11 protein-coding genes are annotated in these 11,710 nt (G+C 70.6%); 4 read left to right on the top strand and 7 right to left on the bottom strand.

Going from position 1 to position 11,710, the window contains the following annotated elements; genetic code table 11:
- Positions 1-18 precede the first annotated feature (18 nt).
- The gene (locus ABZ823_RS11585; RefSeq protein WP_055491910.1) at positions 19-375 is read right to left on the bottom strand and encodes an iron-sulfur cluster assembly accessory protein; all 357 of its coding nucleotides are present in this window, start codon (positions 373-375) and stop codon (positions 19-21) included.
- A gap of 348 nt (positions 376-723) precedes the next feature.
- Between ABZ823_RS11585 and nadA the strand changes: the two genes are divergently transcribed.
- Entirely contained in the window at positions 724-1,908 is a 1,185-nt protein-coding gene (nadA, locus tag ABZ823_RS11580; protein ID WP_361657201.1) for a quinolinate synthase NadA, read from the top strand.
- 92 nt (positions 1,909-2,000) lie between these two features.
- Here the strand turns inward: nadA and ABZ823_RS11575 are convergent, their stop codons facing one another.
- The 5 genes from ABZ823_RS11575 to ABZ823_RS11555 all read right to left on the bottom strand — a co-directional run bounded on the left by ABZ823_RS11575 (position 2,001) and on the right by ABZ823_RS11555 (position 8,531).
- Positions 2,001-5,126: an efflux RND transporter permease subunit gene (locus ABZ823_RS11575; protein ID WP_361657198.1), complete on the bottom strand. Its 3,126-nt coding sequence runs from the start codon at positions 5,124-5,126 to the stop codon at positions 2,001-2,003.
- Between the two features lie 190 nt (positions 5,127-5,316).
- The gene (locus tag ABZ823_RS11570) at positions 5,317-5,991 is read right to left on the bottom strand and encodes a response regulator transcription factor (RefSeq protein WP_361657195.1); all 675 of its coding nucleotides are present in this window, start codon (positions 5,989-5,991) and stop codon (positions 5,317-5,319) included.
- Positions 5,992-6,013: 22 nt separating this feature from the next.
- Entirely contained in the window at positions 6,014-7,309 is a 1,296-nt protein-coding gene (locus ABZ823_RS11565) for a histidine kinase (RefSeq protein ID WP_361657193.1), read from the bottom strand.
- Between the two features lie 96 nt (positions 7,310-7,405).
- Positions 7,406-7,684, bottom strand: coding sequence for a hypothetical protein (locus tag ABZ823_RS11560; RefSeq protein WP_361657190.1), 279 nt, complete (start codon positions 7,682-7,684; stop codon positions 7,406-7,408).
- A gap of 49 nt (positions 7,685-7,733) precedes the next feature.
- On the bottom strand, positions 7,734-8,531 hold the full coding sequence (locus tag ABZ823_RS11555; RefSeq protein WP_361657187.1) for a PspA/IM30 family protein: 798 nt from the start codon (positions 8,529-8,531) through the stop codon (positions 7,734-7,736).
- A gap of 327 nt (positions 8,532-8,858) precedes the next feature.
- On the opposite strand from ABZ823_RS11555, the gene ABZ823_RS11550 reads away from it, so the two are divergent.
- From ABZ823_RS11550 to ABZ823_RS11540, 3 genes are all read left to right on the top strand, one after another.
- On the top strand, positions 8,859-9,458 hold the full coding sequence (locus ABZ823_RS11550) for a DUF3043 domain-containing protein (RefSeq protein ID WP_361657184.1): 600 nt from the start codon (positions 8,859-8,861) through the stop codon (positions 9,456-9,458).
- An 83-nt stretch (positions 9,459-9,541) separates the two neighbouring features.
- Positions 9,542-10,279 (top strand): methyltransferase domain-containing protein, encoded by a 738-nt coding sequence (locus ABZ823_RS11545; protein WP_361657181.1) that lies wholly within the window; start codon positions 9,542-9,544, stop codon positions 10,277-10,279.
- Between the two features lie 67 nt (positions 10,280-10,346).
- Positions 10,347-11,417 (top strand): trypsin-like peptidase domain-containing protein, encoded by a 1,071-nt coding sequence (locus tag ABZ823_RS11540; protein WP_361657179.1) that lies wholly within the window; start codon positions 10,347-10,349, stop codon positions 11,415-11,417.
- 54 nt (positions 11,418-11,471) lie between these two features.
- Here the strand turns inward: ABZ823_RS11540 and ABZ823_RS11535 are convergent, their stop codons facing one another.
- The gene (locus tag ABZ823_RS11535) at positions 11,472-11,684 is read right to left on the bottom strand and encodes a hypothetical protein (protein ID WP_361657176.1); all 213 of its coding nucleotides are present in this window, start codon (positions 11,682-11,684) and stop codon (positions 11,472-11,474) included.
- Between the last annotated feature and the right edge of the window lie 26 nt (positions 11,685-11,710).

Genomic DNA, 11,710 nt, shown 5'->3' with positions numbered 1-11,710 from the left:
GGGATCGCCGGTGCCGGCTCAGCTGAAGGAGTCGCCGCAGGCGCAGGAACCCGTCGCGTTCGGGTTGTCGATCGTGAAGCCCTGCTTCTCGATCGTGTCGACGAAGTCGATGGTGGCGCCGCCCAGGTACGGGGCGCTCATCCGGTCGGTGACGACCTTGACCCCGCCGAAGTCCTTCTCCACGTCGCCGTCGAGCGAACGCTCGTCGAAGAAGAGCTGGTAGCGCAGGCCGGAGCAGCCGCCGGGCTGAACCGCGACGCGCAGCGCCAGGTCGTCACGGCCTTCCTGGTCGAGCAGCGCCTTGACCTTGGCCGCGGCGGCGTCGGTCAGGATGATGCCGTCGGTGACGGTGGTGGTCTCGTCCTGTACGGACATCTACATCTCTCCCGGGTTGTACGGAGACTGCTTGCCGACGAGTGCAACCGGCGTGGCCGCGGATTCATTCCGGGCCGAGCGCGTTTCTTCTCGCTTCCCCCCTTCATGCTCGCACATGCACCGGGACCCGGACAGCGGCCTGTGGACGACCCGGGTGACACCGCCGCGCCCTCGGGGGGAGAGGCCGCCCGCCGGACCGGGATTCACGTCACATCGACAATATGGCCATCGTCAAACTGACGTGAAGCAGTTATGATAGATAGCGTCAATTCGACGAAAAGGCTTGTCCCGCATGTCCCGCCGCCCCGCACTCGGGCGGCGAGCCGCAGAACAGAAAGGGTGCGTGCCGTGACCACCGCCCAGACCCAGGAGCTCGACGTACAGCCGACGCCCCTAGCCCTCCTTCTGCTCGGCCGTGAGGCCGACCCGAAGAGCGAACGGGGCGTCGAGTGTCCCGGCGACCTGCCCTCGCCGTCCGACCCGGACCTGGTGGAGCGCGCCCGCGCGGCCAAGGAGAAGCTCGGGGACAAGGTCTTCGTGCTCGGCCACCACTACCAGCGCGACGAGGTCATCCAGTTCGCCGACGTCACAGGCGACTCCTTCAAGCTGGCCCGGGACGCGGCGGCCCGCCCGGAGGCCGAGTACATCGTGTTCTGCGGTGTGCACTTCATGGCGGAGTCCGCGGACATCCTGACGTCCGAGGACCAGAAGGTGGTCCTGCCGGACCTCGCGGCCGGCTGCTCCATGGCCGACATGGCGACGGCCGAACAGGTCGCCGAGTGCTGGGACGTGCTGACCGAGGCGGGGATCGCCGAGCAGGTCGTACCGGTCTCGTACATGAACTCCTCCGCGGACATCAAGGCGTTCACGGGAAAGCACGGCGGCACGATCTGCACGTCGTCGAACGCGAAGCGGGCCCTGGAATGGGCATTCCAGCAGGGTGAGAAGGTCCTGTTCCTGCCGGACCAGCACCTGGGCCGCAACACGGCGGTGCGGGACATGGGCATGTCGCTGGACGACTGCGTGGTCTACAACCCGCACAAGCCGAACGGCGGGCTGACGGCCGAGGAACTGCGCGCCGCGAAGATGATCCTGTGGCGGGGCCACTGCTCGGTGCACGGCCGCTTCAACCTCGAATCGGTCAACGACGTACGGGAGCGGATCCCGGGCGTGAACGTGCTGGTGCACCCGGAGTGCAGGCACGAGGTCGTCGCCGCCGCGGACTACGTGGGCTCGACCGAGCACATCATCAAGACGCTGGAAGCCGCTCCGGCCGGCTCCAAGTGGGCCATCGGCACGGAGCTGAACCTCGTCCGGCGGCTGGCGAACCGTTTCGCGCCGGAGGGCAAGGAGATCGTCTTCCTCGACAGGACGGTCTGCTTCTGCTCGACGATGAACCGCATCGACCTGCCGCACCTGGTGTGGGCGCTGGAGTCGCTGGCCGAGGGCAACCTGGTCAACCGCATCGAGGTCGACAAGGAGACGGAGGCGTTCGCGAAGCTGGCGCTGGAGCGGATGCTCGCGCTGCCGTAGTTCGCCCGCCGGGCCGACGCCCGTCCGCCCCGCGCACGCTGAGGCCCGGCCCGCACCTTCGTGCGGGCCGGGCCTGTGTCGCACCCGGGGCGCTACACCCCCGCGGGCTCCGGCTCCCCGGACTCGGCCGGCTCGACCGGTGCACCCGCCTTCTTCGCCCGCTTCGCCCCCCTCTTCTTCGCGCGGCGCTCCTTGCGGAGCTCCAGCATCGCGTAGAGGGTGGGGACCAGCAGGAGGGTCAGCAGGGTCGACGTGACGAGGCCGCCGATCACCACCACCGCCAGCGGCTGGGCGATGAAACCGCCCTCGCCCGTGACACCCAGGGCCATGGGCAGGAGCGCGAAGATGGTGGCCAGAGCCGTCATCAGGATCGGGCGCAGACGGTGGCGGCCGCCCTCGACCACGGCCTCCACCACGCCGTAGCCCTGCTTGCGGTACTGGTTGATCAGGTCGATCAGCACGATCGCGTTCGTCACCACGATGCCGATCAACATCAGCATGCCGATCATGGCCGGAACGCCCATCGGGGTGCCCGTGGCGACCAGCAGGCCGATCGCTCCGGTCGCCGCGAACGGGATGGAGACCAGCAGGATCAGCGGCTGGGCCAGGCTGCGGAACGTCGCGACCAGCAGCATGAACACGATCGCCACCGCGGCCAGCATCGCCAGGCCCAGGTTCTTGAACGCGTCGCTCTGGTCCTGCGAGACACCGCCGATCTCGGCCGTCGCGCCCGCCGGCAGCTTCAGCGCCTTGATCTTCGCCTGGAGGTCCGCGCTCACCGCGCCCGTGTTGTCACCGGTCGGGCGCGCCGTGATCGTCGCCGCGCGCCGGCCGTCGATCCGGGTCATCGACACCGGGCCGTCCACCAGCTTCACCGTCGCGATGTCACCCAGCTTCACCGGGCCGAGCCGAAGCTGCTTCAGCTGCTCCAGCGTCTGCGCCGGCTTCGCCGTCTTGATGACGATGTCCCGCTCGGTGTCGTCCAGGATCGCCTTTCCGGTCGTGGTGCCCTGCACGGCCTGGGCGACCGCGGCGCCGAGCGTCTGGTCGTTGAAACCGGCCGCCGCCGCACGGGAGTTGGCCTTGACCGAGATACGCGGAACACTCTGCGCAAGGTCGCTCGACACGTCCGTGACGCCCTTGAGCCCGGCGACCTCGGCGCGGACCCGCTCCGACGCCGTACGCAGCACATCCGCGTCGGCCGCCTTCACGACCACGCTCAGGTCCTGGCTGCCGAACCCGTCACCGGCCGACACCGTGGTCGTACCGATCCCGGAGAGCTTGGCCAGCCCGTCCTCGACGCGGGTCCGCACGTCCTCGTACTTCGCGGAGTCGTCCAGCATGACCGTGTACGACGCCTGGTTGCTGCCGGTGCCACCGCCGAAGGCGGCCATGAAGCCCGACGAACCGACGGTGACCTGGTAGTCCTTGACGCCCTTCACCCCGGCGAGCATCTTCTCGACCTTCTGGGCCTGGGCATCCGTAGCCTCCAGGCTCGTGCCCGGCTTCAGCTTCTGCTTGACGGTGAGCACCTGCTGCTCGCCCTGGTCGAAGAAGTTCGTCTTCAGCAGCGGCGCCATGCCGAAGGTGCCGATCAGGACGACCACCGCGATGGCCACACTGGTGAGGCGGCGACGGGTCGCGAAGCGCAGCACGGGCACGTAGAAGCGCTGCAGCCGGCTCTTCGCCTCCTTCTCCTCGGCGACGCGGCGTGCCTCCGCCGCGTCCGCGGGCATGGTCTTCGGGGCGCTCAGGAACCAGTACGAGAGAACCGGAACGACCGTCAGCGACACCAGCAGCGAGGCCAGCAGGGCCGCCGTCACGGTGAGGGAGAACGAGCCGAAGAGCTCGCCCACCATGCCGCCGACCAGACCGATCGGCAGGAAGACCGCCACCGTCGTCAGAGTGGACGAGGTCACCGCGCCGGCCACCTCGCGGACCGCGGTGAGGATCGCCGACTGCCGCTCCTCGCCGTAGCCGAGGTGCCGCTTGATGTTCTCCAGGACCACGATCGAGTCGTCCACGACCCGGCCGATGGCGATGGTCAGCGCGCCGAGCGTGAGCACGTTCAGCGACACGTCTCGCGTCCACAGGACGATCAGGGCGAGCACCACCGACAGCGGGATCGAGACCGCCGTGACGAGGGTCGAGCGCACCGACGCCAGGAAGACCAGGATCACCAGGACCGCGAAGAGCAGGCCCAGCCCGCCCTCGGTCGTCAGACCGCTGATGGACTTGGAGACCGCCGGCCCCTGGTCGCTGACCACGGTGACGGTGGAGCCGGAGCCGAGGTCCTTGCGCAGGCCCGGCAGCTTGTCCTTGACGGCCTTGGAGATGGCGACCGCGCTGCCGTCGTGGTCCATGGTGACGGCCACGGCGAGGCTCGGCCTGCCGTCGGTGCGGGTGATCGAGTCGGCCTTGGCCTCCTGCTGCCGGACCGTGGCGATGTCACCGAGGCGTACGGGCTTCTTGGCGCCCTCGCCGGTGACCATCAGGTCCTCGATCTGCTGGAGCGAGGTGAAGCCGCCGCCGACCTGGACCGTGCGGTTGCTGCCGTTCTCGTCGAAGGAGCCGGCGGGGACCGTAGCTCCGCCCGCCTGCAGGGCCTGGCCCAGCGCGGCCGGGGTCAGCCCCGCCCGGGCGAGCTTGGCGTTGTCGGGCGTGACCGTGACCTGGAGGTCCCGGACGCCGTTGACGGTCACCTGGCCGACGCCGGAGATGTCCTTCAGCGCGGGCACGACCGTCTTGTCGAGCTGGTCGGACAGGGCCTGCTGGTCCTTGTCCGAGGTGACGGCCAGGACGACGGTCGGGATGTCGTCCGTCGAACCGGCGATGACCTGCGGGTCGACGGAGTCCGGGAGCTTGATACGGGCCCGGTTGACGGCCTGCTGGACATCGGCGACGAGTTGCTTGGTGTCGTTGCCGTAGTCGAAGGACGCCATGATGACGGCGTTGCCCTCGCTCGCCGTGGAGGTGACGCCCTTGATGCCGGAGACGGCCTGGAGGGTGTCCTCGAGGGGCTCGACGACCTGCTTCTCGACCACGTCGGGCGACGCCCCCTGGTACGGCGCCAGGACGGACACGACGGGCAGGTTGATGGTGGGCAGGAGCTGCTGCTTGAGCTGCGGGATCGCGATCGCCCCGAAGACGAGCGCGACGATGGACATCAGCGCTATCAGGGCCCGTTGCGCGAGGCTGAATCGTGACAGCCAGGACATGGGTCGGCGTCTCTCTCTGTGGCTGAGCGGAAGGTTCGGGGCACACATGAGCGCCCCCCCATTACTCTGAGGCATCAGACGGGGTGGTTCCGTCGCCCCGAGGTCCCTTTCCTTGTGCGACGCCTACTGCGGGCGCAGTACGGCCCGATGGAGCGCACTCCACCCATGGACGTACCGGACCCGGCCCCGCTCACTCCACCCTCGGGCGCACCAGCCCCGACTCGTAGGCGATGACGACGAGTTGGGCCCGGTCGCGGGCGCCCAGCTTGGCCATGGCCCGGTTGACGTGTGTCTTCACCGTCAGCGGGCTGACCTGAAGACGTTCGGCGATCTCGTCGTTGGAGTGGCCGCCCGCGACCTGGACGAGCACCTCGCGCTCCCGGACGGTCAGGGTGCCGAGCCGGTCGGAGCGGGCCGGGTCGCGCCCGTCGTCGCCCTGGGCGAGGAACCGGGCGATCAGCCCCTTGGTAGCGGCGGGGGACAGCAGGGCGTCGCCGCCCGCCGCGACCCGGATGGCGTTCAGCAGTTCCTCGGGCTCGGAGCCCTTGCCGAGGAACCCGGACGCCCCGGCCCGCAGCGACTGCACGACGTAGTCGTCGACCTCGAAGGTCGTCAGGATGACCACACGGACCTCGGCGAGTGCGGGGTCGGCGCTGATCAGACGGGTCGCGGCGAGACCGTCCGTCCCGGGCATCCGGATGTCCATGAGGACCACGTCGGCACGCTGCTCCCGGGCCAGCCGGACCGCCTCCGCGCCGTCGGACGCCTCGCCCACCACCTCCATGTCCGGCTCGGAGTCGACGAGAACCCGGAAGGCGCTCCGCAGCAGCGCCTGGTCGTCGGCGAGCAGGACACGGATGGTCATACGGGCCCTCCCTGGGCAGCGGTCACACGCTCTCCCCGGCCGCGGTCGTGGTGCGTGTCTCGAGCGGCAGGATCGCATGGACCCGGAAGCCGCCTCCGTAGCGGGGACCGGTGGTGAGGGCGCCGCCGAGGGCGGTGACGCGTTCCCGCATGCCCAGCAGTCCGTGCCCGCCGTGCCCGTGAGGGACGCCGTGCCCGCCACGCCCCCCAGGTCCGCCAGGTCGGCCGTGTCCGCCGTGCCCGTGGTCGTCCTCGGGCCCGGTGTCCTCGCCCGAGCCGTCGTCGAGGACCGTGATCTCCACCCGGGGCCCTACCCGGACCACGCTGACCTCGGCATTCGCCGCCCCGCCCGCGTGCTTCTGCACATTGGTGAGGGCCTCCTGGATCACGCGGTACGCGGCCAGGTCGACGGCCGCGGGCAGGGTGGTGCCGTGGTCGGCGCGGGCCACCTCCACGGGCAGACCCGCGTTGCGGAAGGTGTCGGCGAGTTCGTCGAGACGGGCGAGACCGGGGGCGGGCTCGGTGGGTGCCTCCGGGTCGCCCGACTGCCGCAGCAGGCCGACGGTGGCGCGCAGTTCGTCGAGCGCGGAGCGGCTGGCCTCGCGGACGTGCCCGAGGGCCTCCTTCGCCTGGTCGGGCCGCTTGTCCATGACGTGCGCGGCGACCCCGGCCTGCACGTTGACCAGGGCGATGTGGTGGGCGACGACATCGTGCAGGTCCCTGGCGATACGCAGCCGCTCCTCCGCGACCCGGCGGCGGGCCTCCTCCTCGCGGGTGCGTTCCGCGCGCTCGGCGCGTTCCCTGATGGCGTGCACGAAGGCCCGGCGGCTGCGGACGGCGTCGCCCGCTGCCGCGGCCATGCCCGTCCAGGCGAAGAGGCCGAGGTTCTCCTGCGTGTACCACGGGAGCGGACCGGAGAGCATGGCGGCGCCGGTGAGCAGCGCCATGGTGGGCAGGCCGACGCGCCAGGTCGTGGGGCGGTCGGTGGTGGCGGCGACGGTGTAGAGGGCGACTACCGCGGACATCGCGACGGGGGCGCGCGGGTCCGCGGTGAGGACTTCCACGAGGGCGAGGGCGACCGTGACGCCGAGGACGGGCAGCGGGGCCCGGCGGCGCAGGACGAGCGCCGCCGCACCGAGCACCATGAGGGTGAGGCTGAGCGCGCCCGGGCCTCGCGCGCTCCAGGTGGCGCCGTGCTCGCCGTGGGGGTCGACGAAGGAACCCGCCGTCATGGAGAGCAGCACGCCGAAGGCGAGGGCGGCGTCCAGGGCGAGAGGATGGGCGCGGATTCGGCACCGCGTGCGTTCCAGGGTGCTCACGGGCTTACGGTACGGGGAGCCCGCGGCGGGCGGAACCGGGGTGGTGGGGTGCCCCCCGGTGTGCGCTGCCCTCGGCCGGCGCCCGTGCCGGGACCCTCAGCCCGGGATCAGGCCGTCGTCGTCGAGCATCTCTCGGACCTCCGCGAGGCTGGCCTCCGGTGACGGCAGGATCAGCTCGGACGGTTCCAGGGAGTCGTCCGGCAGGGGGGTGCCCAGGCGGCGGACCGCGTCCAGGAGGGCGTTGAGGGTGCGGCGGAAGCCCTGCTCGTCGCCCCTCTGCATCTCCTGGAGCAGCTCGTCGTCCAGTGTGTTCAGTTCGGTGAAGTGGACGTCGTCCAGCTTCACCTGCCCCTCCCCCATGATCCGTACGATCATGTGGCCCTCCTCAGGTGTGGGACCCGGTGGATGACGGGGTTACCGTGCGTCACTGCTTGTCGAAGCGGGGGGTGTCCTGCGGCTGGGACTGCGACGTGCCCTGGTCCGTGCCGCCTTCGAGCGCCTGCCGCTGCTCGGACGAGCCTCCTGCCAGCTCCGCCTTCATACGCTGGAGCTCCAGCTCCACGTCCGTGCCGCCGGCGAGCCGGTCCAGCTCCGCCTGGATGTCGTCCTTGGCCATGCCGGAGGGGTCGTCCAGGGCGCCGGAGGCCAGCAGTTCGTCGATCGCGCCGGCACGGGCCTGGAGCTGTGCCGTCTTGTCCTCGGCTCGCTGGATCGCCATGCCGACGTCGCCCATCTCCTCGGAGATACCGGAGAACGCCTCGCCGATCCGGGTCTGTGCCTGGGCGGCCGTGTACGTCGCCTTGATGGTCTCCTTCTTGGTGCGGAAGGCGTCCACCTTGGCCTGGAGGCGCTGGGCCGCCAGCGTCAGCTTCTCCTCCTCGCCCTGAAGGGTCTGATGCTGGCTCTCCAGGTCCGTCACCTGCTGCTGGAGCGCGGCGCGCCGGGACAGCGCCTCCCTGGCCAGATCCTCGCGGCCGAGCGCGAGCGCCTTGCGGCCCTGGTCCTCCAGCTTGGAGGACTGCTGCTGCAACTGGTTGAGCTGGAGCTCGAGGCGCTTGCGGCTGGTCGCCACGTCCGCGACGCCGCGGCGCACCTTCTGGAGCAGCTCCAGCTGCTTCTGGTACGAGTAATCGAGGGTCTCGCGCGGGTCCTCGGCCCGGTCAAGGGCCTTGTTCGCCTTCGCGCGGAAGATCATCCCCATACGCTTCATGACACCGCTCATGGGCTTCGCGCGCCCCCTTCTGACGGACTCCAGCTCACAGGTCTGCGACAGGACCCACAGTACGGGCCCTACATCCATTACCGCACTGTTCCGGAACGGATGCGGTCATCCCCAAGGACGACTGGGCATCCTCCCGCTCCGGCGTAGGGAGTAGGTGTCCCCCGAGGTTGCGTACGGGGTGACTGCGTGTGTCCCCGGGACGCCGTACGGAAGAACGCCGGCGGTCTTCCTTTTCAGCCCCTCTGTCCCAGTACAGACGTCCGGTGATGCCGGATCGTTCCCCTCGGGGCTGGGGTCCCCGCGGGGAACCCCGTACCCTTGGGTTTTGTGTTCCGTAGCCGTGCCAAGGAAGAGAAGGCTCCGAGCGCCGACAAGGCGCCGGTGACCGACTCCAAGCAGCCCCGTGACCCGCAGGCCCCGAAGGGCCGCCCCACGCCCAAGCGCAGTGCGGCCCAGGCCCAGCGGCGCAGCGTCGCCCATACGCCGACCACGCGCAAGGATGCCGCCAAGCGGCAGCGCGAGGAGCGCCGGGCCCAGATGGAGAGGCAGCGCCAGGCCCTGGCCGGTGGTGACGAGCGGTATCTGCCGGCGCGGGACAGGGGCCCGGTCCGCAAGTTCGCCCGCGACTACGTCGACGCGCGCTTCAACGTCGCGGAGTTCTTCCTGCCGATGGCCGTGATCATCCTGGCGCTGAGCCTGGTGAAGGTCGCCTCGTTGCAGAACATCGCGCTGCTGCTGTGGCTCGTCGTGATCGTGCTGATCGTGCTGGACTCGATTCTCTCCGGGTTCCGGCTGCGCAAGCGGCTCAGCGAGCGCTTCCCCGGCCAGAACACGAAGGGCGCGGTCGCCTACGCGCTGATGCGCTCCCTCCAGATGCGCCGACTCCGGCTGCCGAAGCCGCAGGTCAAGCGCGGAGAGCGGCCCTGAGCGCGGATTCCTTCTCGGGGGATGCGGCGGATGCCCGGCCGAACGAGCCGGGCGGCCTGCGTGATGTCGTCCGGCAGACGCTGGTGGCCCGGCAGCTCGACGAGCAGATAGCCGGGCGGTTCCCGGTCGGGCAGCGGCTGCGGGTGCTCGATGTGGGGATGGGCCAGGGCACCCAGGCATTGCGACTGGCCCGGGCGGGGCACCGGATCACCGGGATCGAACAGAACCCGAGGATGATCGCCGTGGCCCGCGAGGCCCTGGCCGAAGAGCCCGAGGGCATCCGGGAGCGGACGCGGATCATCGAGGGGGACGGCCGGGACACGGGAGTGCACTTCCTGCCGGGCAGTTTCGACGTCGTCCTGTGCCACGGGGTGCTCATGTACGTGGACGAGCCCGATCCGCTGCTGGCGGGGCTTGCGCGGATGCTCGCGCCCGGGGGGCTGCTGTCGCTGCTCGTACGGAACGGGGACGCGCTGGCGATGCGTCCGGGGCTGTCCGGGGACTGGGGGGCGGCGCTCGCCTCCTTCGACACCACCGCTCGCTCACCCGCTGCCGACTCCGTGCCGGCGGAGGGACTCCCGTCCCGGCCGGCCCTTGCCGTACGGGCCGACCGGCTGGCGACGCTGACCGCGACGCTCGCCGGGATCGGGGCCCCGCTGCACGCCTGGTACGGGGTGCGGGTCTTCACGGACACGGCGCCCGACGAGGCACCGCTGCCCGAGGACGTGGACCGTCTGCTGGCCGCGGAGGAACGGGCGGGGCGTACGGACCCCTACCGGGGCGTGGCCGCGTTGCTGCATCTGTGCGGAGTGCGCGGCTGAGCCGGGGCCGGCCCCGTTCGGACGCGCAGGAAAAGCCGTAGGGCCCTCCCGAGGCGAGACTCGGGGCATGGACGCTTCCCGTACCCGTGCCGTTCGGCGGTGCGTTCCGCTCCTGCTGTGGTGCCTGGTGCTGCCCGTCGGCTGCACCGACCCAGGACCGCCGGGCGGGAAGGAGGGCCCGACCAGCGCGCGGGCGGCCACCTCTGTCCCGAGGGCCAACGAGCTCCAGAGCGACTACCAGCGGGTCATCAGAAACGTGCTGCCGTCGGTGGTGCAGCTCCAGGCCGGCGATGCCGTGGGCTCCGGCGTGGTGTACGACGGCAAGGGACACATCGTCACCAACGCGCATGTGGTGAGCGACTACAAGACCTTCAAGGTGATCACCGCCAACAGTCAGGAGGTGATCACCGCGAGCCTCGTCTTCTCGTACCCGCAGCAGGACCTCGCGGTCATCCGGCTGGACCGGATGCCGGCGGGGTTGCGGCCGGCCGTCTTCGGCGACTCCGCCAAGGTCGAGGTGGGGCAGATCGTCCTCGCCATGGGCTCGCCGCTCGGGCTTTCGTCGAGCGTGACCGACGGGATCGTGTCGGCGACCGGGAGGACCGTCAGCGAGGGGGGCGACCAGGGCGGCGCGGGCGCGACCCTCGCGAACATGGTGCAGACCTCGGCGGAGATCAACCCGGGAAACAGCGGGGGCGCACTCGTCGATCTGAACAGCCACGTCATCGGCATCCCCACGCTCGCCGCGGTCGACCCCGGACTCGGCAACGGCGCGGCGCCCGGTATCGGGTTCGCGATCCCGGCGTCCCAGGTGAAGCGGATCACCGACCAGATCATCAAGAGCGGCCGGGTCACCAACTCGGGGCGGGCCGCACTCGACATCACCGGCCGCACGGTGGTGAACGGCGGCTACCGGCCGATCGGGGTCGCGGTGGTCGACGTCCAGCCGGGCGGCGCGGCCGACAAGGCGGGCCTGAAGACCGGGGACGTCATCGTCGGGCTCGGTGACCGGCGTATCACCACCATCACCTCACTCGCCGAGGCGCTCGCCGGCGACAGGCCGGGGCAGCGGACGACCCTCACATACACCCGGAGGGGCGTCCGCAGGACGGTCGGCATCACCCTGAGCGAGCAGTAGCGGGGTGAGGGCGGGCGCGGGCCGTGCGGTCCCCGCCCGCCCTCGCGGCCACGGCTACGACTCTTCGGCGTGCAGGCTCATCGGCCCGTAGATCTCCGTGGAGTCCTCGTACAGCCGCACCTGGTCGGCGCCGCCGTCGAGCAGTTCCCTCCAGTGCTCCCCGATCCAGGACTCGGCGTCCCCCTGCGTGGTGAAATCCTCGGGCACGACCGCGGGCTGGACCTCCGCCCCGTCGGTCTTTTCGAACCGCCACGTCCATGCCGCCATGTACGCCTCCCAGATGTGAGCACATG

It is taken from the genome of Streptomyces sp. NPDC047079, assembly GCF_040643755.1.
GTDB lineage: Bacteria > Actinomycetota > Actinomycetes > Streptomycetales > Streptomycetaceae > Streptomyces.
The sequence above is the reverse complement of the archived record's forward strand: the minus strand, read 5'-3'. Positions and strand labels throughout refer to the sequence as shown.

Bases quoted from the DNA above. Each gene is read 5' to 3' on its own strand.
- ABZ823_RS11585 (WP_055491910.1), bottom strand. From the start codon at position 375: ATGTCCGTACAGGACGAGACCACCACCGTCACCGACGGCATCATCCTG.
- ABZ823_RS11555 (WP_361657187.1), bottom strand. From the start codon at position 8,531: ATGAGCGGTGTCATGAAGCGTATGGGGATGATCTTCCGCGCGAAGGCG.
- ABZ823_RS11560 (WP_361657190.1), bottom strand. From the start codon at position 7,684: ATGATCGTACGGATCATGGGGGAGGGGCAGGTGAAGCTGGACGACGTC.
- ABZ823_RS11570 (WP_361657195.1), bottom strand. From the start codon at position 5,991: ATGACCATCCGTGTCCTGCTCGCCGACGACCAGGCGCTGCTGCGGAGC.
- ABZ823_RS11535 (WP_361657176.1), bottom strand. From the start codon at position 11,684: ATGGCGGCATGGACGTGGCGGTTCGAAAAGACCGACGGGGCGGAGGTC.
- ABZ823_RS11575 (WP_361657198.1), bottom strand. From the start codon at position 5,126: ATGTCCTGGCTGTCACGATTCAGCCTCGCGCAACGGGCCCTGATAGCG.
- ABZ823_RS11540 (WP_361657179.1), top strand. From the start codon at position 10,347: ATGGACGCTTCCCGTACCCGTGCCGTTCGGCGGTGCGTTCCGCTCCTG.